The organism is Roseateles sp. P5_E1 (assembly GCF_054049335.1).
Genome location: NZ_JBFUMN010000002.1, coordinates 239,820 through 260,683 on the forward strand (window position 1 = coordinate 239,820; position 20,864 = coordinate 260,683).

At 68.3% G+C, this 20,864-nt stretch carries 18 protein-coding genes; 8 read left to right on the plus strand and 10 right to left on the minus strand.

Annotated features, from left to right (window positions below; all coding sequences use genetic code 11):
• Positions 1-34: 34 nt before the first annotated feature.
• The 4 genes from ACXJKJ_RS03795 to ACXJKJ_RS03810 form a co-directional block, all read right to left on the minus strand.
• A complete protein-coding gene (locus tag ACXJKJ_RS03795) occupies positions 35-2,431 on the minus strand; it encodes a 3-hydroxyacyl-CoA dehydrogenase/enoyl-CoA hydratase family protein (protein ID WP_457389148.1) in 2,397 nt (798 codons plus the stop codon).
• A 174-nt stretch (positions 2,432-2,605) separates the two neighbouring features.
• A complete protein-coding gene (locus ACXJKJ_RS03800; protein WP_056203610.1) occupies positions 2,606-3,031 on the minus strand; it encodes a DUF2147 domain-containing protein in 426 nt (141 codons plus the stop codon).
• Positions 3,032-3,060: 29 nt separating this feature from the next.
• The gene (locus ACXJKJ_RS03805) at positions 3,061-4,851 is read right to left on the minus strand and encodes an acyl-CoA dehydrogenase C-terminal domain-containing protein (RefSeq protein WP_457389149.1); all 1,791 of its coding nucleotides are present in this window, start codon (positions 4,849-4,851) and stop codon (positions 3,061-3,063) included.
• A gap of 40 nt (positions 4,852-4,891) precedes the next feature.
• Complete coding sequence (locus ACXJKJ_RS03810; protein ID WP_457325991.1) at positions 4,892-5,605, minus strand: TetR/AcrR family transcriptional regulator; 714 nt, start codon at positions 5,603-5,605, stop codon at positions 4,892-4,894.
• A gap of 379 nt (positions 5,606-5,984) precedes the next feature.
• On the opposite strand from ACXJKJ_RS03810, the gene ACXJKJ_RS03815 reads away from it, so the two are divergent.
• The 6 genes from ACXJKJ_RS03815 (at position 5,985) to ACXJKJ_RS03840 (ending at position 9,176) form a co-directional block, all read left to right on the plus strand.
• Positions 5,985-6,542 (plus strand): HNH endonuclease, encoded by a 558-nt coding sequence (locus ACXJKJ_RS03815; RefSeq protein WP_056203026.1) that lies wholly within the window; start codon positions 5,985-5,987, stop codon positions 6,540-6,542.
• 138 nt (positions 6,543-6,680) lie between these two features.
• Positions 6,681-7,160 carry a glycine zipper domain-containing protein gene (locus ACXJKJ_RS03820; RefSeq protein ID WP_457389150.1) on the plus strand — a complete coding sequence of 160 codons (480 nt, stop codon included), beginning with the start codon at positions 6,681-6,683 and terminating at the stop codon, positions 7,158-7,160.
• 43 nt (positions 7,161-7,203) lie between these two features.
• On the plus strand, positions 7,204-7,479 hold the full coding sequence (locus ACXJKJ_RS03825; protein WP_457323434.1) for a hypothetical protein: 276 nt from the start codon (positions 7,204-7,206) through the stop codon (positions 7,477-7,479).
• Positions 7,476-7,958 (plus strand): hypothetical protein, encoded by a 483-nt coding sequence (locus ACXJKJ_RS03830; protein WP_457350147.1) that lies wholly within the window; start codon positions 7,476-7,478, stop codon positions 7,956-7,958. The genes ACXJKJ_RS03825 and ACXJKJ_RS03830 overlap by 4 nt, the downstream gene beginning before the upstream one ends.
• Positions 7,959-8,031: 73 nt before the next feature.
• Complete coding sequence (locus tag ACXJKJ_RS03835; protein ID WP_457389151.1) at positions 8,032-8,490, plus strand: DUF1203 domain-containing protein; 459 nt, start codon at positions 8,032-8,034, stop codon at positions 8,488-8,490.
• A 98-nt stretch (positions 8,491-8,588) separates the two neighbouring features.
• On the plus strand, positions 8,589-9,176 hold the full coding sequence (locus ACXJKJ_RS03840; RefSeq protein WP_457389152.1) for a PEP-CTERM sorting domain-containing protein: 588 nt from the start codon (positions 8,589-8,591) through the stop codon (positions 9,174-9,176).
• Here ACXJKJ_RS03840 and ACXJKJ_RS03845 read toward each other — a convergent pair.
• Genes ACXJKJ_RS03845 through ACXJKJ_RS03865 form a run of 5 tightly spaced genes read right to left on the minus strand, consistent with a single transcriptional unit; the run spans position 9,173 to position 17,503 of the window.
• Positions 9,173-9,928: a carbon-nitrogen hydrolase family protein gene (locus tag ACXJKJ_RS03845; protein WP_457389153.1), complete on the minus strand. Its 756-nt coding sequence runs from the start codon at positions 9,926-9,928 to the stop codon at positions 9,173-9,175. The genes ACXJKJ_RS03840 and ACXJKJ_RS03845 overlap by 4 nt on opposite strands.
• Entirely contained in the window at positions 9,925-11,166 is a 1,242-nt protein-coding gene (locus ACXJKJ_RS03850; RefSeq protein ID WP_457350155.1) for a saccharopine dehydrogenase family protein, read from the minus strand. Before ACXJKJ_RS03850 ends, ACXJKJ_RS03845 begins: the two co-directional genes overlap by 4 nt.
• On the minus strand, positions 11,163-11,708 hold the full coding sequence (locus tag ACXJKJ_RS03855; protein ID WP_457389154.1) for a GNAT family N-acetyltransferase: 546 nt from the start codon (positions 11,706-11,708) through the stop codon (positions 11,163-11,165). The genes ACXJKJ_RS03850 and ACXJKJ_RS03855 overlap by 4 nt, the downstream gene beginning before the upstream one ends.
• A gap of 58 nt (positions 11,709-11,766) precedes the next feature.
• Entirely contained in the window at positions 11,767-15,453 is a 3,687-nt protein-coding gene (locus ACXJKJ_RS03860) for a M48 family metalloprotease (RefSeq protein ID WP_457389155.1), read from the minus strand.
• A gap of 55 nt (positions 15,454-15,508) precedes the next feature.
• Positions 15,509-17,503, minus strand: coding sequence for an SDR family oxidoreductase (locus ACXJKJ_RS03865; RefSeq protein ID WP_457389156.1), 1,995 nt, complete (start codon positions 17,501-17,503; stop codon positions 15,509-15,511).
• A 205-nt stretch (positions 17,504-17,708) separates the two neighbouring features.
• On the opposite strand from ACXJKJ_RS03865, the gene ACXJKJ_RS03870 reads away from it, so the two are divergent.
• Positions 17,709-18,419, plus strand: coding sequence for a phasin family protein (locus ACXJKJ_RS03870; protein WP_056203002.1), 711 nt, complete (start codon positions 17,709-17,711; stop codon positions 18,417-18,419).
• 20 nt (positions 18,420-18,439) lie between these two features.
• Entirely contained in the window at positions 18,440-19,681 is a 1,242-nt protein-coding gene (locus ACXJKJ_RS03875; RefSeq protein ID WP_457389157.1) for a patatin-like phospholipase family protein, read from the plus strand.
• On the opposite strand, the gene ubiM is transcribed toward ACXJKJ_RS03875, so the two are convergent.
• Entirely contained in the window at positions 19,678-20,835 is a 1,158-nt protein-coding gene (gene ubiM / locus ACXJKJ_RS03880; RefSeq protein WP_457389158.1) for a 5-demethoxyubiquinol-8 5-hydroxylase UbiM, read from the minus strand. The genes ACXJKJ_RS03875 and ubiM overlap by 4 nt on opposite strands.
• Positions 20,836-20,864 lie beyond the last annotated feature (29 nt).

Below are 20,864 nucleotides of genomic sequence, written 5' to 3' on the forward strand. Positions count from 1 at the left end.
CGCGCTACGCGCTTCGGTCTGTCCCGCGATGTCATTAGTTTCGAACCGGCTTGCCGGTCTGCAGCATCCCCATGATGCGTTCCTGCGTCTTGGGGTTGTCGAGCAGCGCGCAGAAGTGCTTGCGCTCCAGCGCCATCAGGTACTCCTCCGTCACCAGGGAGCCCGCCTCGACCTCGCCACCGCAGACCACATCGGCAATTGCCGCAGCCAGGTGGTAGTCGTGGGCGCTGACGAAGCCGCCGTCGCGCATATTGGCGACCTGGCCCTTGATGGTCGCGATGCCGCTGCGGCCAGCGACCGGGAACAGCGCCTTGTGCGGCGGGCGGTAGCCCGCTTCGGACATGCCGATGGCGGTGGCCGTCGCCACGTGCAGCAGCTCGTCCTTGTGCGGCACGATGATGTCGCTGTCGAGCAGGAAGCCGTTCTTCCTGGCTTCGTGCGCCGAGGTCGCGACCTTGGCCGTGGCCGCGGTCAGGAAGCCGTCCTTCAGGAAGGCCAGGATGTCGGCGCCGGCATTGCCAGCGGCGGCCATCTCGGCGGCGCGACGGGCGATATAGGTCAGTCCGCCGCCGCCGGGCACCAGGCCCACGCCGACTTCGACCAGGCCCACATAGCTCTCGACGTGGGCGACACGGCGTGCGCAGTGCACGGCCAGTTCGGCGCCACCGCCCAGGGCCAGGCCGCGCATCGCGGCGACGACCGGCACGCTAGCGTAGCGCAGGCGCAGCATCATGTCCTGCAGCTTCTTCTCTTCCGGCGCGATGCCCTTGCTGCCCATCTTCATGAAGACGGGCATCAGGCTCTCGAGGTTGGCGCCGGCGGAGAACACATCGTCCGGCGACCAGATCACCAGGCCCTTGTAGTCGGCTTCGGCGATCTCGACGGCCTTCAGCAGGCCTTCGGTGACGGCCGGGCTGATCAGGTGCAGCTTGGCGGTGATGGAGGCGATGACGACATTGCCGTCCAGCGTCCAGACGCGCACTTCCTCGTTCTTGAACAGCTCGGTGCCCGACTTCAGCGGGTCGGCGGCGCCGGAGCCCAGCAGGCTTTCCGGGAAGGCCTGGCGCTTGTAGACCGGCAGCTCGCTGCGCGGCTTGAACTTGCCTTCAGCGGCGCTCCACGAGCCCGCCGGCGTGTGCACGCCACCGGCTTCGGCCACGGGGCCCTCGGTGACCCAGGCCGGCAGCGGAGCGCTGGACAGCGTCTTGCCGTCGGCGATGTCGGCCGAGATCCATTCAGCGACCTGCTTCCAGCCGGCAGCTTGCCACAGCTCGAAGGGGCCTTGCGTGGTGCCGAAGCCCCAGCGCATCGCAAAGTCGATCTCGCGGGCGGTGTCGGCTACGGTGTTCAGGTGCACGGCCGCGTAATGGAAGCTGTCGCGCAGGATGGCCCACAGGAACTGGGCTTGCGGGTTGGTGCTCTCGCGCAGCAGCTTGAGGCGGTCGGCCGGTTGCTTCTTGAGCATGCGGGCGACGATCTCGTCGGCCTTCTTGCCGCCGGCGACGTATTCACCGGTCGCGAAGTCCAGGCGCTGGATGTCCTTGCCGACCTTCTTGTAGAAACCGGCGCCGGTCTTCTGGCCCAGGGCGCCCTTCTCGATCAGGCCGGCCAGCACCTTGGGCGTGGCGTAGGTCGAGTAGAAGGGGTCGTCCTTCAGGTTGTCCTGCATCGTCTTGACGACGTGGGCCATGGTGTCTAAGCCGACGACGTCCGCGGTGCGGAAGGTGCCCGACGAGGCGCGGCCCAGCTTCTTGCCGGTCAGGTCGTCGACGACGTCCACCGACAGGCCGAACTTCTCGGCCTCGATCATCGTGGCCATCATGCCGGCGATGCCGACGCGGTTGGCGACGAAGTTGGGCGTGTCGTGGGCGCGCACGACGCTCTTGCCCAGCGACGTGGTCACGAAGGCTTCGAGCTGGTCGAGGATCTCCGGCTGCGTGGTCGGCGTGTTGATCAGCTCGACCAGGGCCATGTAGCGCGGCGGGTTGAAGAAGTGGATGCCGCAGAAGCGCGGCTTGATTTCTTCGGGCAGCACTTCGGAGAGCTTGGTGATGCTCAATCCAGACGTGTTCGAAGCCACGATCGCATGCGGGGCGATGAACGGCGCGATCTTGGTGTACAGGTCGAGCTTCCAGTCCATGCGCTCGGCGATGGCCTCGATGATGAGGTCGCAGCCCTTGAGCAGGTCGAGATGCTCTTCGTAGTTGGCCTGCTGGATCAGCGCGGCCTCGGCGCTGTCGCCCAGCGGCGCGGGCTTGAGCTTCTTCAGGCCGTCGATGGCCTTGGTGACGATGCCGTTCTTCGGGCCTTCTTTGGCCGGGAGGTCGAACAGCACGACTGGCACCTTGCAGTTGACCAGGTGGGCCGCGATCTGCGCGCCCATCACGCCGGCGCCGAGCACGGCGACCTTGCGGACTTGGAATCGACTCATTTCTTTCTCCATGTTTGCCAGTTGTTCATTGCCCTTCGGGCCGAGCGCCGGGCCGCCCCAAGCCGGCCCGGCTGGCGATGTGCTTGCGGCTCAACGCCGCAAGCATCGCCGTCCCCTCGGGGGACCGACCAGGCTGGCCCGCGTGCAGCGCGGCAGCCTGGGCGAGGGGCCACTTCATTCCACGCGAATCCACGTCTGCGTGCGGTAGAAGGGGCCGATGTAGCCGCGCATCTCCAGTTTCTTGCCACCGTCCACCGGCTTCAAGCGGGTGCGGTAGGTCTTGCCGTTATTGGGGTCGAGGATCTCGCCGCCGCCCCAGATGCCGTCGCCTTCGGTCTTCACGCCGCGGATGATCTGCAGGCCGACGACGGGCTGGTCCCTGCGGTCATCCTTGCACTTGTCGCATTTCGCGTTGGGCTCCGCGCTCGGGTCCAGCAGCTTGTCGATGCTGCCGACGAGGGTGCCCCCCTGTTCGCTGATGCGGACCAGCGACTTCGCGGTTTTGCCGTCGTCATCAATGGTCTTCCACAGGCCCACGGGTGAAGTCTGCGCGAACGCAAACGCGGGCAACAGCAGGGCAGCAGCGAACAGGAATTTCATCGGGGCATCCTTGTCGTTCATCAAGCGGTTCAGAACAGAGCTTCTTCCATTTCCATCAGCGGCGCCAGGCCCGCACGGCAGGTGCGGATCAGCGTCGCCGTCTCGGGCAGCAGCTTCGCGAAATAGAAGCGCGCCGTGGCCAGCTTGGCCGTGTAGAACGGGTCACCACTGTCCTTCTTGGCCAGAGCGATCTTGGCGGCCTGCGCGAAGAAGAAGGCGAAGGTCATGTGGCCGACCACGCGCAGGTAGTCCACCGCCGCGGCGCCCACTTCATCGGGATTGCCGAAGGCCTTCATGCCCAGCTCTTGCGTCAGCTTGTTGACCTTGTCGCCGAGGTCGGCGAGCGGGTTCACGAACTCCTGCATGGCCTCGTTCGTGCCTTCCTCTTCGACAAAGGCGGCGATCTTCTTGCCGAACTTCTTCAGCGTGGCGCCGTTGTTGCCCAGCACCTTGCGGCCCAGCAGGTCCAGCGACTGGATGGTGTTGGTACCCTCGTAGATCATGTTGATGCGCGCGTCGCGCACGTACTGCTCCATGCCCCACTCGTGGATGAAGCCATGGCCGCCGAACACCTGCATGCAGTGCGATGTGGCCAGCCAGCCGTTGTCGGTGATGAAGGCCTTGATGATGGGCGTCAGCAGCGCGACCTCGGCCTCGGCGTCCTTGCGCTCGTCCTCGTCGTCGCTCTTGAGCGCCTTGTCCAGCTGCAGCACCGTGTAGCCCTGCAGCATGCGGCCGCCTTCGGCGAAGGCGCGGGCCGTCAGCAGCATCTTGCGCACGTCGGGGTGGACGATGATGGGATCGGCGGGCTTGTCCGGGGCCTTGGGGCCGGAAAGCGCCCGCATCTGGATGCGGTCCTTGGCATAGGCCACGGCGTTCTGATAGGCCACTTCGGTCAGGCCCAGGGACTGGTTGCCGACACCCAGGCGAGCAGCGTTCATCATGACGAACATGGCGGCCAGGCCCTTGTTGGGCTGGCCCACCAGCGTGCCGTTGGCGCCTTCCAGCACGATCTGCGCGGTGGCGTTGCCGTGGATGCCCATCTTGTGCTCCAGGCCGGCGCAGAAGACGCCGTTTCGGCTGCCCAGTGAGCCGTCCGCGTTGACGTTGAACTTGGGCACGACGAAGAGCGAAATGCCCTTGGAGCCCACGGGCGCGTCCGGCAGGCGGGCCAGCACCAGGTGGACGATGTTCTCGGCCATGTCGTGTTCGCCGGCCGAGATGAAGATCTTCTGGCCGGTGATCTTGTAAGTGCCATCGGCCTGCGGTTCGGCCTTGCTGCGCAGCATGCCGAGGTCGGTGCCGCAATGCGGCTCGGTCAGGCACATGGTGCCGGTCCATTCGCCGCTCGTCAGCTTGGGCAGGTAGGTGGCCTGCTGCTCGGGCGTACCGTGGGCATGCAGGGCTTCATACGCGCCGTGGCTCAGGCCCGGGTACATCGTCCAGGCCTGGTTGGCCGAGTTCAGCATCTCGTAGAAGAACTGGTTCACCAGGTGCGGCAGGCCCTGGCCGCCGAACTCGGGGTCGCAGCTCAGCGAGGGCCAGCCACCTTCGACGTACTGCTTGTAGGCTTCCTTGAAGCCCTTGGGCGGCTTGACCTCGTGCGTGGTCTTGTCGAGCACACAGCCCTCGGCGTCGCCGCTGAGATTGATGGGGGCGATGACTGCGGCGGCGAACTTGCCACCTTCCTCGAGCACCGCGTTGATCGTGTCGGCGTCGATGTCTGCATGCGCGGGCAGCATCTTCAGTTCGTCGACGACGTTCAACAGCTCGTGCATGACGAACTGCATGTCACGCATGGGCGGGGTGTACTGGGGCATCGGGGTACTCCTGGAACGGTCAGTGGGTCAAGAAAGGGGTTCAGCGCTTGGCGGTGCCGGTCTTTGGAAGCTTGCGGCTGCCGTCGATGTCAAGGCCAAGCGGCGTGGCGTAGAACTGGATGGCTCGGTCGAAGCCGATGCCGGCGCGTGCCAGCGCACCGGGGATGCGCATGAAGCGCGCGTCGTGGTGCAGGGACAGGATCAGGCCGTGCAGCTCGAAGCAGATCTGCTCGACATCGGCATCGGCTTTCAGATGGCCCTCGCTGATGGCGAGCTGGATGGCCTTTTGCAGCGCCGCATGCCAGGCCTTGACCATGGCCACGAGAGCATCGCGCACCGGGCCGGGCCGGTCGTCGAACTCGACGGCGCCACTGATGTAGATGCAGCCGGAGTCGACCTCGACGGATACGCGGCGCACCCAGCGCTCGAACATCGCGCGCAGGCGCGGCAGGCCGCGCGGCTCGCGGATGGCGGTGAAGAAGACTTCTTCCTCGAACTTGGCGTGATACTCAGTGACGACCGCGATCTGCAGTTCCTCACGCGAGCCGAAGTGGGCGAAGACGCCCGACTTGCTCATGGCTGTCACATCGGCCAGTGCGCCGATGGACAAGCCCTCCAGGCCCATGTGCGAGGCCAGGCCGAGAGCAGCCTCGAGGATGGCGGCACGGGTCTGCTGGCCTTTTTGCAGCGAACGCGCAACGCGCGCCGGCTTCGCAACGCGCAGCGGGGCGGTTTTCTTGGCAGGAGTGGGCAGCGTGGACACGGGCAGAAGGGGCGGAAGCCAGCCTGGAATAAAACGAACGATCGTTCTATTTTGCAGGTCGCTCCCGTGACAGCGCCAGCTTGTCCTACCGATTTCCTAGGGTGATGTGCCTAATACTGCCAACAACCTAGTGCAAACCCTGACCCCTCGTCCGGTCTCGCGCCGCTGAACGCGGGCGTGCCCGGCCGATCCCCCGGGGGGATGGCGATGCATGCGGCATCGAGCCGCATGCACATCGCCCGACGGGCCGGCTAGGGGCGGCCCAGCGCTCGGCCCAAATACCGGATGCGCAGAACCGCCACGCTGTCATGCACACACGCTTGAGTGCCGGGTCGCTTCTGAAGTAGTCTCCGGGAGGAGGTTGACTTCTGTGGATGTGCTCCAACTCGATGTCTCCGGCCGACCCCAGGCCTGGATCACGACCCGTGAAGCGGCCGTGATCTACGCCTGCGACGGCGTGGCCTGGACGCTGGGCGACCCCTGCCAGGTGCTGCGCGGGGGCTGGCAGCGCATCTCCGGGCGCCAGTCGCGCATCGAAGTCCACCCCATCATTGCCGTGCGTGGCGCCGTTCCCAGCCGGGCCTGGCGCCAGGCGCCGGCGCTGACCAACAGCAAGCTGTTCGTGCGCGACCGCTTCGTCTGTGCCTACTGCGGCCACCACTGTCTGCCCGAAGACCTGACACGCGAGCACATTCACCCGACGTCGCGCGGCGGCTACGACACCTGGATGAATTGCATCACCGCTTGCCGGCCCTGCAATGGCCGCAAGGGCAACCGCATGCCGGAGGAGGCGCACATGAGCCTGCTCTACCTGCCCTATGTGCCCAGCCTGCACGAGGACATGATCCTGCGCGGCCGCCGCATCCTGGCCGACCAGATGGAGTTCCTGCTCGCCAGCGTGCCGCGCAGCTCGCGCCTGCATGGGTAGGTCACGGCGATTGCGGGTCATTCCCGTTGACCACCAACGGTAAAGAGTTGTAGTCGAGGGCGTCGAGCCGTCAACGGCGGGACAATTGGCGACGTTGGGCTGCCGGTTTGCCCAAGGAGTATTCGAATGTCCAAGCTCATGACCTCCCTCACCCTGGCCGCAGCTGTTGCGCTTTCGGCCTGCTCGACGACCAGCCCCGACGTCGTCCAGCGTGGTGACGCGCAACGCATGTCCCAGATCCAGGACGCCACCGTGCTGTCCTCCCGCCCCGTCACCGTCGACGGCTCGCAGAGCGGCGTCGGCGGCGTGGCCGGTGGCGTGACCGGCGCGATTGCCGGCAGCTCGGTCGGCGGCCGCCGTGAAGGCGCGGTCGTTGGCGTCATCGGTGCCGTCGCCGGCGCCGTCATCGGCAACGCCATTGAGCGCTCGGCGACCAAGGAAGATGCTCTCGAAATCATCGTCCAGCTGCGCAACGGCGAGCGCCGCGCGATCGTCCAGGCCAAGGGCGCCGAAGCCTTCAACAGCGGTGACCCCGTCGTCCTCGTGACGACCGGCGGCAAGACCCGCGTGCAGCGCGCCCCGGCCGTCGTGCCGGCCGCTCCGGCCACCAACGGCTGACGCTCACAGGCCGGCTTGTCTCCAAGGGGGGACAATCCGGCCCATGAGCATGAAGAAAACCGATCTTGAACGGCTCGCCGGCCTGAAGCTGGACAGCGCGATGCGCGGCAAGGCGGCCCCCGGCCGCTTCGGCCAGGCCGCTGCCGCCCTGCCTGACCGCAAGGCCCAGCGCAAGCTGGACGCCGCCGCCGGCCTCGTTCCCTTTGCCTGCAAGTTGCCTGCTGAGCTGACCGAGCAGTTGCGCGAGCGCGCCACCGGCCGTGAAGGCGGCATCAATGCGCTCGTCGCCGAGCTGCTGGCCAAGGGATTGAAGGCATGACTGATCTGGACGAACCCGTCTTCGAGGCGCGCCTGTGGCGCGACAACGGCTGGACGGCCCAGGTCATCAAGAACGAAGACGACGAAGGCTGGGCTGTCGCGATGTTCAAGGCCGGCGAAAGCGAGCCGGCCCTGGTCGGCCCCTGGACCATGGGGCGCGACAAGAAGAACCCCAAGCCACTGGACGTCAACGCCTTCAACACGCTGGTGAAGACGGCCTCCGAGGTCCTCCGCCGCCATGAGCAGCAACTGCACGCCCAGCTGAACAAGGCGCTCTATGTGGCGCGCGACGGCAACTGGCTGAAGATCACGCTGGAGATCGTGCCCGCCGAGGACGACCCCTATGCCTGGCTGGCAGCCTTTGATGCCGCCGGCGAGCGCCTTGCGCAGGTCAAGGTCGCAGCCGGCTTCAAGCTCAGCCAGGCGTCCGCCGAAGCCTGGGTGGACAACGGCTATGAGCGTCCCGCAGGCCGAGATTGAAGGTCCGATTGCGGCCAGACGCGGCCCGGCCGTGTCTGAAGAATGACGTGCATCCCCTTCCACGGAGCACGTCATGTCCTTTCGCATCACCGGGCTGTCCGCCCAACCCTTCCAGCACCTCTTCGGCCTGAGCGACGCAGCGCTGGCCGACCACGGTGCGCTGCGCCATCGCGGCGCGGGCCTGCCCGACCGCGTCGAACTGCGCGACACCACTGAGGATGAGTCCGTGCTGCTCATCAACCACGAGCACCAGCCTGCCGACACGCCCTACCGCTCACGCCACGCCATCTACGTGCGCGAAAAGGCCGGAGAAGCTTTCGACGCCATCGACACCGTGCCCGACGCATTGCGCAGCCGCCTGCTGTCACTGCGCGCCTTCGATGCAGCGGGCCTGATGATCGATGCGGACATCGTCGACGGCGCAGCCATCGAAGGCCTCATCGAGCGCCTGCTGTCCCAGCCCGAGGTGGACTACATCCACGCCCATTACGCACGACGCGGCTGCTATGCGGCGCTGATCCGGCGCGGCTGAACCTGCCCCCCCCCGAGTCGGGGGACACCCCCAAGTTCAAAGCCCACGGCGCGGACCGGCGGCGGATAGATTGCGCCGAACCCCACCGGAGACGCGCGATGACTTCGAAGCCCCGCCTGCCGCTGCTCGCTGCCGCCGCCTTGCTGACGGTCGCGCCCGCCTGGGCCGCCACGCTGTACACCTTGCCCGCGCCGACGGCCACGTTGGACACCACGGTCTCGGTGACCGCCAATTTCGCCGCTGGCGCCGGCGCCGGCCTGATCGACTTCACGCTGGCCGGCTACGCCACGCTGGACGGCGACAACGGCTATATCGACATCCTGCGCGTGACGCTGAACGGCAGCGAAGTGTTCAGCGGCACCTGGAATCTCGGCGGCGGTGGCGCCGACCGCGTGCTGTTCAACCCGAACGGCGCCACGGTCGGTGCGGTGGTCAACCAGCAGCTGACGATCAGCCTCCCCGTCACGCTGGCCGCGGGCAGCAACCAGCTGGTCTTCAGCATCGACAGCCCGACGACCTTCGAGGGCACGGACCGAGCCGGCTTCCAGGGCCTGGGCGACGAGGGCTGGGGCTTGAACGCCGCAACGGTGACTGGCGCGACTGCCCCGGTGCCCGAACCCACCAGTGGCGCGCTGCTGCTGGCCGGCCTGGGCGTATTCGGCTGGCTGGCCAAGCGCCGGCGCTAAGCCAGATCCACGACGATCAAGGCGGCTTCATCCCGCGGCAGCGTCAGCACGCAGTGGCCATCCGGCGCAATGACGACGCTGGCCCCGAAACCGCGCTGCTCGGGTGCGTTCAGCGATTCGGGCCAGTTGCTCTGCAGCACCCAGGCGCCCAGCTCGCGCGCCAGTGCCTCGGCACCACCGCGATAGGCCTTGCACAGCGCCGCCTGCTCGGCGTCGGATTCGCTGATGTAGCTGGGCCAGAAGATCACGCGCGGCCCCGAGCCAATGGCCGCGGCGCGCAGCTCCGGTAGCAGCGCTGCGCCGTCCAGCGTCTCGCGGCACAGCACCGACGTCGCCAGCACGCCACCGATCGCCGTCCAGCCGCGTTCATCACCCCGCGCGAAGAAAGTCGCCTCGCTGTCGGTCAGCCCGCGCTTGTGCACGCGGCCCAGCTCGCGGCCCGCGGCGTCGATGTAGAGATGGCTGTTGAACACCGCGCCGTCCACGCCCAGTGTCGGCACGCCCACGGCCGCCGCGATCCCGATCCGCGCGCAGGCCGCACGCAGTTGCGCCTCGGCATCGGTCAGGGCCCGTTCATCGAGCAGTTCAGGCACGCGGCGGTGAAAGCCCGTCAACGCCAGCTCGGTGCCGACGCAGCCCTGGGCACCGGCCGCTGCGGCCGCCTCCAATGTGGCCAGCGTCTCGGCCAGGCTGGCCTGCAGCGTCCAGTGCATGCGCGGCTGGCTGACCGCCCAGCGCGGGACGCCCGTCAAGCCGCGATCTCGAAGGTCAGCCGGGCGCGCTCATGCAGGCGGCGCACCAGGGCCAGGCCCATGGCACTGCCAGGCGTCCAGACGCCGCCGGGCGTCGCGTCGCGGCCCACGTCCTGCACGAGGCACAGGGCGGCCTCGCTGATGAGCTTGCAGGTCGAGCCATAGCCGGGGTCGCGGTCGCCCTTGACGACGGCGCGCAGCAGCTCGCCGCCGGCCGACCTGCCGGTGAACCAGAGCTCATAGTGCCCGGCCTCGCGCGCCGCCTTGTCCGGCCCGTCGCCGGGCTGGGTCAGCACGAAGCGGCGCAGCAGGGCCCGTGTCGGCGTGAAGCCCAGGGCCAGGTTCTGCAGCTTGGTGAAGCGGGCCAGCGCGATGGCCTTCTTGCGCCCCTTGTCGGCCTGGCCGGGCTTGCCGGTCAACAGCTTCTCGCTGTAGATGAAATCGGCGCCCCAGGGGTGGCCGCGCAGCGCGTTGCTGCGGTGCACGTTTTTCGTGTTGATGGTGGCCATGAAGAAGGGGCCGCTCCAGCGGTCGGCCCAGTCGTCGAAGTCCGCGGCCTGACCGCCGGGCTGGCGCGGGCCCTTGAAACCCGGTGTCAGCGCAAACGGGTTGGCCATCACCTTGATGAGCCCCGGCTCGCGCTTCACGGCCTCGATGGTTTCCATCATGCTGGCCAAGGTGCCGCCCGAGGCCGTGCCCTTGACGCGGGCGACGCGGCCGCGCACTTCCGGCAGCGGCGCGCCGAAGCGCTTCTGCGCCTCCGCCTGCAGGTAGACGACGCCGAGATCGAAGGGGATGGAGTCGAAGCCGCAGGAGAAGACGATGCGCGCGCCGCTCTTCTGCGCCAGTGGCGTGAGCTTGTCGATCATCTTCGCCATCCACAGCGGCTCGCCGCAGAGATCGACGTAATCCGTGCCGCCCTCGGCGCAGGCCGTCGCCAGCGGTTCGCCATGCAATTGGTAAGGCCCGACCGTCGTGATGACGCAGCGCGTGCGCGCCACCAGTGCCTTCAGCGCTGCAGCGTCGTTCGCATCGGCCTTGAGCAGCGCGACGGACGGCGGCAGGTGCAACTCGTCGCGCACCTTGCCCAGCTTGTCCAGGCTGCGCCCGGCAATTGCCCAGCGCGCGCCACCGGCCCCGCTCAAGTGCAGGTATTCCGCGACAAGACGGCCCGTGAAGCCGGTCGCACCGAAGACGATCAGATCGAATTCACGGTTGTTGTGGCCAGCGGAGCTCACTTGTCCTTGCCTTTCATCGCCATCCACTCGCTGCGCAGCAGCGACAGCGAATGGCAGTCCACATACTCACCGCCGACAAACACGACGCCGCGCTGGATGCCCTCGTGCGTGAAGCCGCACTTCTCCGCCACACGCCGGGACGCATGGTTGTGCACCGACATGCCGCAGGACAGCCGGTTCACCGGCCAGTTCTCGAACAGATAGTCCACCAACAGCGCGGCAGCCTCCGAAGCCAATCCGCGGCCGCGCATCGCGACGTCGGCCAGCGTCCAGCCGATCTCGCGCGCCGTCGTGTAGCGGGCCGCGGCGAAGTGCACCACGTCACCGATGACGCTGCTGTCGTGCAGGTGACAGATCAGCAGGCGCTCGGCGTCCTCGTTGGCGAAGCCGTTGTCCTTCCAGCGCTGGTCCACAGCATGCGGCGTCATCATGCGCGAGCCGAGGTAGGGCCCGCGCACCTGCGGATCGCCCACGGCGCGCTTGAGCCAGGGCAGATCGTCTTCCGTCACATAACGCAAGCCGACGTGTTGGCCTCTCAACATGAGCTCGGTTCCTTGAATGAGAAAGCCCGGCCGAGGCCGGGCTCCGGGGCATTGTGATTCAGTTGAAGTAGGGGCGCTCGTGGCTCTGGAGCAGGCGCTTGGCGGCTTCCCGCCAAGCTGGCGGCGCGCGGCCACCCAGGCGCACGGTGGCCATGCTGTAGGCCTGGCCGCGCAGCTCGGGCAACAAACCTTGCAGATGCTTTTCAGCGCTGGCCAATACGGCAGTGCTGCCCAGCGCGTTGCGAAAGGCTTCGAGCTTGCGGATCTGGTCGGGCTCGATGCCGGCACTGGCCATGGCCGCGGCGGGCAGCGCAGGCGCGGGCCGTCCCTCGCGGTCGGCCAGGGCCAGCGCCGTCCAGTAAGTCAGCTCGTCCAGGCCGTCGTCTGGGGGCAGGGTCGCGACACGCCGGCGCAGGTCGGCCGAGGCGCCGTCGGACGCCGCAGCCAGACGCAGTAGATGCGAAGAAGGCGCGGCGTCGACGCTGGCCGCCTTATCCGGTTCTCCGGCCGCGAGCCTGGCGAAGGCCTCGGGCTCGGAGACCAGCGCGCGTGCCCGCACCTGGTAGCCGAGTGCGCCCAGCAACCGACTCGGCGGGCCGATACGCTCGGCCTCGACACCCAGCTCCTTTTCGCCAAGCAAGCGACGCAGCCGGTTGGCCTCGATGCTGGCAAACGGCGCCAGTGCGGGCTCCACACGCGCCAGCTCATAGTCACGCAGCGCCACGCGCCAGTTGGCATTGCCGGCTTCGGCCTTGGCCGCGCCATAGGCCAGCCAGGCGTGCTGGGGGAAGCGCGCCAGGCCTGCCAGCAGCGCGGCGTCACGCAGTGGACCTTCGGGCAAGCACCGTGCGGCCAGATAGACCGAATGGCCGTCGGCTACCGGCGCGGCCGCGCGGCCGCCGAGTTCGTCACACAAACGCGTCTTCTCGTCGGCGGGCAAGGTGTCCATGCGTTCGCGCAGCAGCTCGATGCCTGCCGGCTCGCGTGACAGAGCCGCGGCCAGCACCTTGTCGTGGGCCGGCTGGCCGCGCAGCAGTCGCAACCACGCGTAGCGCACGGGCGAATCACGGCGGTCCCAAAGCAGATGCTGCTCGCTCAAGCGCTCGACCACCGCTGCGTCGTCGCGCAGCAGGCTGAGCTGCATGGCCGGGGCCACATCCGCTGCGCTGTAGAGCACGTGGCGGATTTCGGTCTGCCCCTGCTTGACCGAGACGCTCTGCGGCGGATCGCCAAAGAAGACATCGGCCTGGCTGCTCGACCAGCGCGGTGCGCCAAGCACCCTGGGCGGCACTTGCCCCGCGTCGCGGCCATAGGTGTAGGTCAATTCCACCAGCGGCGCGGCGCCGGCGACGTTGTAGATCGGCTGGCCCGGGCCGTGCTCCAGGGCGACCTCGAAGCGCTCGATGAGCTCACCCTGCTCCGTCTCGGCGCTGATGGGGAGATGAGCGTCCGGCGCCTGGCCGACGGTCGCCGAACCAAAGGCGGGTAATGTGATCGCGCCCGCTCCGCCAACGCGCACGCGCACCGGGCGGTCGAAGCCGTTGAGCACCTGCACACTGATGTCGCCATAGCCACCGCCAAAGCCGAGCACGCCGACGACGATGCCGCCCGCCACGGCGATACGCGCCGCAGCCGCGCCGCGGCCTTGTGCGGCCAGGAAGCGCGCCCACGGGCTGGGGCGCAGGTCGCGCGGGCGCTCGGCGCCTTCGAGCAGGGTGGCGTAGCCGCGCGGCGTGGACGGCACCGTCGCCTCGCCGGCGGGCTCCTTGGCAGCCGTGCGGCTTTCCGCGGCCAGCAGTTCCGCCAGCGCGGCACCACGCAGCCCGTTGAGGGCGCGTTCGGCCAGGTCCATCCAGCTGTCGATGACGCCGAGCCAATCGCCCAGATGGCTGATGTCGGGCGGGCCGAGCTTCAACTCACCCAGCGCGGCGACCCAGCTGTCGACCTGCAGCCGCTTGCAGGTGGCTTCATCCAGCACCACGTCAGGGGCTTCGGCATAGAACTGCTGCAGCGCGTGATGCAGCCGGCCGCCGGCATCTCGCACGCGCATGCGACCGGCATCGCTGATCCGGCCCGTGGTCTCGACGCGAACCGTGTGCGCCAGCATGCCGCGCAGGTCACGCAGGTTGGCGGCGGTGTGCTCGGCGTAGTGCAGCTGGGCGAGCAGGCCGCGCAGCCGCGCCTCGCTGCCGTCGCCCAACGCCCGCGCCAGCGCGAGATGGGCCGCACGGGCGGCCTGGTCGTGGCGGCGCAGTTCGGCCAGCAGCTCGGCATGCTCGGCCGGCTCCTTGTCGGCGTCGATGCGGCGCCAGCGGCGCACGGCCTCGCCCAGGCTGGCCGGATAGAGGGCGGCGAGGCGTTGGATGCCCTCCGCCTCCTCGGGAAGGTCGCCAACCAACTGGCCGGGCTCGGCCGCATGGCGGGTCAGGGCGCGGCCCAGGTAGGCACCGCGGTAGCGCGGCTGCAGCAGTTCGCCGCCGAAGCGCTCATCCAGCGCTTCCTGCAAGGCCGCCGCGTCCATGGGCTTGGCGGACTCGGGCGCCTCGATCAGCCGGCGCGTGACCTGCTCGCGCAGCGAGGCGGCGTTCTCGAACAGCGTCCAGGCACTGCGCTCATCGACTTCGCTGGCCCGGTACTCGGCCTTGGCGCGCGCCTCGCGCTCATGGTTGAGCGGGTGGGTGCGCCACATCTGCGGCACGGCGCTGTCGGCGGTGTCGAACAGGCGGCTGGGGCCGCCCTGTGCGACCGGCACCCGGCCATAGTCGGCGTCATCCAGCATGCGACCGGTGCGCTCGGCGATAGCTCCCTGCAGCGCGAACAGGTCGCCCACCCATTGCTCCTTGGCCCGCAGCTCGCCCGCCACGCCGGCGGCACGGTCCCAGTCGATGTCGGCCGTCTGCAGCTTGTAGAGGGCATGCACCAGCGCATCGCTGCCGGTCAGCGCGACGGCCACCGCGTCGGCGCCGTACTCCATCTCGCGGCCCAGGCTGCGCTGCAGCAGCTGCACACCGGTGAAGACGCTGTCCACCAGGCTGCGGATGGCCCAGACGATGACACTCAGCACCCAGCCGACCCAGGCGATGCGGAAGTCGAAGCGGCTCAGGGCCTGCAGGAAGTTGTCCAGCATGTCGCGCTGCGCCACCAGCCGCGCAGCGATCTGCTGGGCCACGTAGACCCAGCGGCCTACCGCCATGGCGCGCTGGGCGAAATGGCCGAACTCGTGCGCCAGCACCGCGCGCAGTTCGCTGCGGTTCAGCACATTGACCAGCCCGAGACCGATCTCGAGGTTCTTCTTGGTCGGGAAGAGCAGGTTCAGCGGCGACAGGTCGTAGAACACCGCCGCGTTGACGCGCGCCGACACCAGCACACGGTGCGGGCGCGGTGCGCCGACAGCATCGGCAATGGCGTTCAGCTCGACGAACAGCGCGGGCTGGTCGGTGCTTTGGATCTCCAGGCTATGGTCTTCGGCGCGGCGCTGGCGGAAGAACAGCGCCTTCAGCATGAAGACGGCCAGAAGCGCCGCGCACAGCGCCACCAGAAAGGCCCAGAAGCCGTCGCTGCGGCCGGCGAAGGCGCTCTGGCCCAGCCGCCACGCCGTCCAGGCGAACCAGCCGGCCAGGCCGAAATAGATGCCGAGGAAGGCGACCAGCGAGGCCACGGCGCCCCAGGCCCGCAGTTGGTAGCTGCGCGGCGTGGGCGCCGGCTTGACGGACGGCAGCGGCCCGACAGGGTGTGAGTGTTGCAAGAGATCCTCCCTTCACGCGCCGGGGCTCTGTGGTCCCTGGGCGCTCATCGATGGCTTAGAAGTGAATCCCTCGCATCATTTGCTGCATCGCGATGGCCTCGGGCGACAGCCCCGACTTGCCCGACTTGTCGCCCTTGGCGGCCGAGCTGTCGGGGAACATGCGGAAGGTCGTGTTCATGACGATCTGCGCGATGCGCGGTGCGGCGGCGTGCAGCATCTCGCCCGAGATGCCCAGGCGCGTGGCGATGCGCACCGGCTTGTTGATGCAGGCCTGCGCAATCATGTCGCCAGCCTCCTCGGGCGCCAGCGTCGGCACGTTCTTGTAGATCGCCGTGGGGGCGATCATCGGCGTGCGCACCAGCGGCATGTTGATCGTCGTGAAGGTCACGCCCGTGTCGGCGAACTCGCTGGAAGCACAGCGCGTCCAGGCGTCCAGCGCGGCCTTGCTGGCCACATAGGCGCTGAAGCGCGGCGCATTGGTCAGCACGCCGATGGAGCTGATGTTGACGACATGGCCCTTCTTCTTGGCCACCATGCCGGGCAGCAGGCCCATGGTCACGCGCAGGCAGCCGAAGTAGTTCAGGTCCATCGTGCGCTGGAAGTCGTGGAAGCGGTCGTAGCTGCTCTCGATGGCGCGGCGGATGGAGCGGCCCGCGTTGTTGATCAGGAAGTCGACGCCACCGAACTCTTCGGTGCACCACTGGATCAGCCCGGCGCAGCCAGCCTCGTCGGCGATGTCGCAGGCGTAGCTGTGGATCTGCGCGTCCTTGCCCGCCGCGGCCTTGATCTCCTTGACCGCCTCGGCCAGCTTGACCTCGTCGCGCGCGCAGATCAGCGTGATGGCGCCGGCCTCGGCGAACTTGATGGCCGCAGCCAGGCCGATGCCCGAGGAGCCACCGGTCACCAGCACCACCTTGCCGCCGGTCGCGCCGCGCAGCGAACGGTCGATGAACAGGGCCGGATCGAGATGACGCTCCCAGTAGTCCCACAGCCGCCAGGCGTAGTCGTTCAGGTCGGGGCAGGCGATGCCCGAGCCCTTGAGCGCGGCCTCGGTGTCGCGGCAGTCGAAGCGGGTCGGATAGTTGACGAAGGTCAGCATGTCCTCGGGAATGCCGAGGTCCTTCATGACCGCGTTCTTGATGCGGCGCACCGGCGCCAGCGCCATCAGGCCCTTCTTGACGCTCTTGGGAATGAAGCCCATCAACGCCGCATTGATGAACAGGTTCATCTTGGGTGCATGCGCGGCCTTGCTGAAGATGTCCAGCACATCGCCGACGCGGTAGCCCTTGGGGTCGACGAGGTGGTAGCAGCCGTGGGCCTTGGTGACCTTGTGCGAGATGTGGTCGAGCGCATCGACGACGAAGTCCACCGGCACGATGTTGATGCGGCCGCCCTCCAGGCCGACGCTGGGCAGCCACGGCGGCAGGATCTGGCGCATGCGCTGGATCAGCTTGAAGAAGTAGTAAGGCCCGTCGATCTTGTCCATCTCACCGGAGGTGGAGTCGCCCACCACCAGCGCGGGGCGGTAGACCGTCCAGGGGCGCTTGCACTCCTTGCGCACGATCTTCTCGCTCTCGTGCTTGGTCATGAAGTAGGGGTGATCGAGGTTYTCGGCCTCCTCGAACATGTCCTCGCGGAACACGCCCTCGTACAGGCCTGCCGCCGCAATCGAGCTGACGTGATGCACATGGCCGGCGTCGATGGCCTGCGCGAACTCGACCATGCTGCGGGTGCCCTCGATGTTCACCGCGACCTGCGACTCCTCGTCGGCGCCGAGGTCGTAGACCGCGGCCAGGTGGTAAAGGTGGTCGATCTTGCCCTTCAGGCTCTTGATGACGTCACTGGCCACGCCGAGCTTCTTGCTCGTCAGGTCGCCGTAGACGGGGATCGCGCGGGTCTTGCTGACGCCCCAGTAGGCGAGCAGGTCGGGCAGCTTGGCCGCACTCTCCTCGCGCATCAGGAAATGGACCGTGCTGCCGCGGCGAGCCAGCAGCTTCTTGACGAGCCGCTTGCCGATGAAGCCTGTGGCGCCGGTGACGAAATACTGCATGCGGGTCTCCTGCTTGTGGATTTGGACGTTGTCGCGCCGATTCTTGACCAGGGTTTGCGGCCGCCCGCTGGGCACTTTCCCCAGGAAACGGCCTTCGCCATCGTAGAGCGCACTCACTAGGAATGGCCGTGCTGAAGGGGGATCGCGCCGCTACAGTCCCGGCGGCTGATCCCAACAAACCGCGCTAACTCGCAAGGACACCCAAATGGTCAAGAAGCTTCAAAAGATGGCAGACAAGAAGAAGGCCTCGGCCGCCACCGGCTTCCCGGCTGGCCTGCTCGATGGCGACATGGCCAAGAATGTCAAGGACAGCGCCCAGCAGATCTGGGCCGCCGGTCTGGCCTCTTTCGCCAAGGCCCAGGGCGAAGGCGGCAAGGTTTTCGAGGCCCTCGTTTCGGAAGGACTCAAATTGCAGAAGAAGACCCAATCCGCCGCTGAGGAGAAGCTCAGCGCCGTGGCCACCAAAGTCAGCGGCATGGCCGGTGATGTCGGCGCCAAGGCCGGCCAGCACTGGGACAAGCTGGAAAGCATCTTCGAGCAACGCGTCGCCAAGGCGCTGAAGACCCTGAACGTGCCGTCCGCCAGCGACGTGCAGAGCCTGATCAAGCGCATCGACGACCTGGCCGTGTCGGCCGGCCTGAAGAAGGCTTCGCCCGCTGCCAAGGCCAAGAAGGCCGTCGTCAAGAAGGCTGCTGCCGTGAAGAAGGCCGTCGTCGCCAAGGCTGCGCCCGCCAAGAAGGCTGTTGCCAAGAAGGCCGCTCCGGTGAAGGCCGCCGTCAAGGCTGTGGCCAAGAAGGTTGCCGCTCCCGCCAAGAAGGCTGCCGCCCCGGCGAAGAAGGCCGCTCCGGCCAAGCGCGCCCCGGCTGCCAAGAAGGCTGCCGCCGCACCGGCCGCCGAGCAAGCCGCTCAAGCCTGAGCAAGTAACTCTCTCTGACCATGAGCCAACCGAAGATCGGTTTGGCCCTGGCAGGCGGAGGCCCACTGGGCGCCATCTATGAAGTTGGCGCCCTTTGTGCTTTGGAGGAGGCCGTTGGCGGCCTCGACTTCACCGCTTGCGACGGCTACATCGGCGTCAGTGCGGGCGGCTTCATCGCCGCCGGCCTGGCCAACGGCATGACGCCGCGCCAGCTCTGCGCCGCCTTCATCGAGAACACCGCCGAGGCCCCCGACCGCTTCGACCCCGCCGAGCTGCTGCAGCCCGCCTGGACCGAGTTCGGCGAACGCCTGCGCCTGCTGCCCGGCCTGCTGGCCGACGCCGCGCGCGAGGTGCTGCTGGAAGGCCGCTCCCTGCTCGGCGCCATCGAGCGCCTGGGCCGCGTGCTGCCCACCGGCCTGCTGAGCAGCGAACGGTTTGGCGAGGCGCTGACCCAGGTTTTCGCCGAGCCCGGCCGCAGCAACGACTTCCGCGACCTGCGCCACCGCCTAGTGCTGGTGGCCACCGACCTGGACACCGGCGAAGCCATCCCCTTCGGCGCCGAGGGCTGGGACCATGTGCCCATCTCGCAGGCCGTGCAGGCCAGCGCAGCGCTGCCGGGCCTGTTCCCGCCGGTCGAGATCGACGGCCGGCATTACGTGGACGGCGCGCTGAAGAAGACGCTGCACGCCTCCGTGCTGCTGGACCGCGGCCTGGACCTGCTGATCTGCTTGAACCCGCTCGTGCCCTACGAGAGCAACCGCATGTCGCCGCGCGATGCGCGCTCGCGCCGCGCCAGGAAGCTGGCCAGCAAGCTCGGCCGCCCGGCCCTGCGCGCGCTGCAGCCGCGCATCCACCGCCTGGTGGACGGCGGCCTGCCGCTGGTGCTGTCGCAGACCTTCCGCTCGCTGATCCACTCGCGCCTGGCCCTCGGCCTCAAGGGCTATGAGCTGACGCACCCGCAGACCGACATCCTGCTGTTCGAGCYCGACCCGCGCGATGCCGAGCTCTTCATGGCCAACACCTTCAGCTACAGCCAGCGCCGCCATCTCGCCGAGCATGCCTACCAGGCTACACGCGAGCTGCTGCGCGAACGCGCGGCGGTGCTGAAGCCACAGTTCGCGCGCGCCGGCCTGGCGCTGCGCGAGGATGTGCTGGCCAGCCGCGAGGCGCGCCTGCTGCCCGCACCGGGCGAGACGCCGATGGAACAGGCGCTGCGTTCGCTGCGCGGGTCCTTGAGCGTGCTGGAAGCGCAGGGCCGCTAGGCGTCCACCAGCCGGCGCGTGATTGCCGCGCGCAGCGGCGGCAGATGGCGGGCGATGTCGATGACGGCGCGGCGCAGCGCCAACACCGGCGCGCGGTCGTCCGTGAAGAAGCGCACCAGCGCATTCGTGCCGGCATACAGCGGCCCCGCCGCACGGCGGTGCTCCGCCTCATAGGCCAGCAGCGCGCTCATCTCGCCCGGATCGCGGGCCGCATCCAGCCGCTGCGCCAACGCTTCGATGCCGTAGAGCCCCAGGTTGTAGCCATGCGCGGTGACCGGGTGCATGCCCACCGCCGCGTCGCCGATGAGCGCCAGGCGCGGCGCGACGAAACGCTCGGCCCACACAGCCACCAACGGATAGACATGGCGGGCACCGTCGACGCGCATCGGCCCCAGCCGCCCCTCGGCGGCGGCTTCGATGGCGGCGGCCAGCGCCACCTCGTCCATCGCCGCCAGGCGCGGCAGCTCGGTGTTCGCCACCGTCCACACCGCCGAGCAGCGCCGCCCTGTCTTGGGCAGCAAGGCCAGCGTGTGGCCTTGCAGAAAACATTCCTGCGCCACGCCTTCATGGTCGCGCTCGTGCGCGAGCGGTACGAGCAGCGCGCTGCGGCCGAAGTCGTGATGGCGGGCGCCGATGCCGGCCAGGCGGCGCAGCGGCGAAAAACGGCTGTCGGCCGCGACGACCAGCGGCGCCAGATGGCGCTCACCGCAACGCGTGTCCACGGTGGCCATCTCGCCCTCGCGGCAAAAGCCGACGACCGTGCGGCCGCAGAGCACCTCGATGCCGCGCTGCTGCGCGCCGGCCCAGGCCGCGGCGCGGATGCGGTGGTTGGCCACCAGCCAGCCGAGATCCTGCCCACTCGACTCGAAAGGCAGCGCCGTGCGTGAGCCGCTGGAGCGCACACTGGCGCGGCGCAGCGGCGCGATGTCGCTCAGGTGCTCCCACAAACCCAGGTTTTCCAGCGCGCGGCGCGAGCGGTGGGTGAGTGCGATCTCACGGCCATCGTCCGCGGGGGCGGCCTGCGTGGTGGCATCGGCCTGCTCCAGCACGCGCACGGCCAGGCCGCGGTCGTGCAGCGCGCAGGCCAGCGCCAGGCCGGCCGGGCCGGCGCCGCAGATCAGGACTTGCGGCGAAGTGCGGACGAGTTCATTCATGGTCGCGCAGCCTAGGCCGCGGAGCGCAA

What these genes read in the sequence shown, in the direction of transcription:
- ACXJKJ_RS03805 (WP_457389149.1), bottom strand. Translation starts at nt 4,851, where the DNA reads ATGCCCCAGTACACCCCGCCCATGCGTGACATGCAGTTCGTCATGCAC.
- ACXJKJ_RS03855 (WP_457389154.1), bottom strand. Translation starts at nt 11,708, where the DNA reads ATGTTGAGAGGCCAACACGTCGGCTTGCGTTATGTGACGGAAGACGAT.
- ACXJKJ_RS03830 (WP_457350147.1), top strand. Translation starts at nt 7,476, where the DNA reads ATGACTGATCTGGACGAACCCGTCTTCGAGGCGCGCCTGTGGCGCGAC.
- ubiM (WP_457389158.1), bottom strand. Translation starts at nt 20,835, where the DNA reads ATGAATGAACTCGTCCGCACTTCGCCGCAAGTCCTGATCTGCGGCGCC.
- ACXJKJ_RS03820 (WP_457389150.1), top strand. Translation starts at nt 6,681, where the DNA reads ATGACCTCCCTCACCCTGGCCGCAGCTGTTGCGCTTTCGGCCTGCTCG.
- ACXJKJ_RS03835 (WP_457389151.1), top strand. Translation starts at nt 8,032, where the DNA reads ATGTCCTTTCGCATCACCGGGCTGTCCGCCCAACCCTTCCAGCACCTC.
- ACXJKJ_RS03870 (WP_056203002.1), top strand. Translation starts at nt 17,709, where the DNA reads ATGGTCAAGAAGCTTCAAAAGATGGCAGACAAGAAGAAGGCCTCGGCC.
- ACXJKJ_RS03825 (WP_457323434.1), top strand. Translation starts at nt 7,204, where the DNA reads ATGAGCATGAAGAAAACCGATCTTGAACGGCTCGCCGGCCTGAAGCTG.
- ACXJKJ_RS03795 (WP_457389148.1), bottom strand. Translation starts at nt 2,431, where the DNA reads ATGAGTCGATTCCAAGTCCGCAAGGTCGCCGTGCTCGGCGCCGGCGTG.
- ACXJKJ_RS03800 (WP_056203610.1), bottom strand. Translation starts at nt 3,031, where the DNA reads ATGAAATTCCTGTTCGCTGCTGCCCTGCTGTTGCCCGCGTTTGCGTTC.
- ACXJKJ_RS03840 (WP_457389152.1), top strand. Translation starts at nt 8,589, where the DNA reads ATGACTTCGAAGCCCCGCCTGCCGCTGCTCGCTGCCGCCGCCTTGCTG.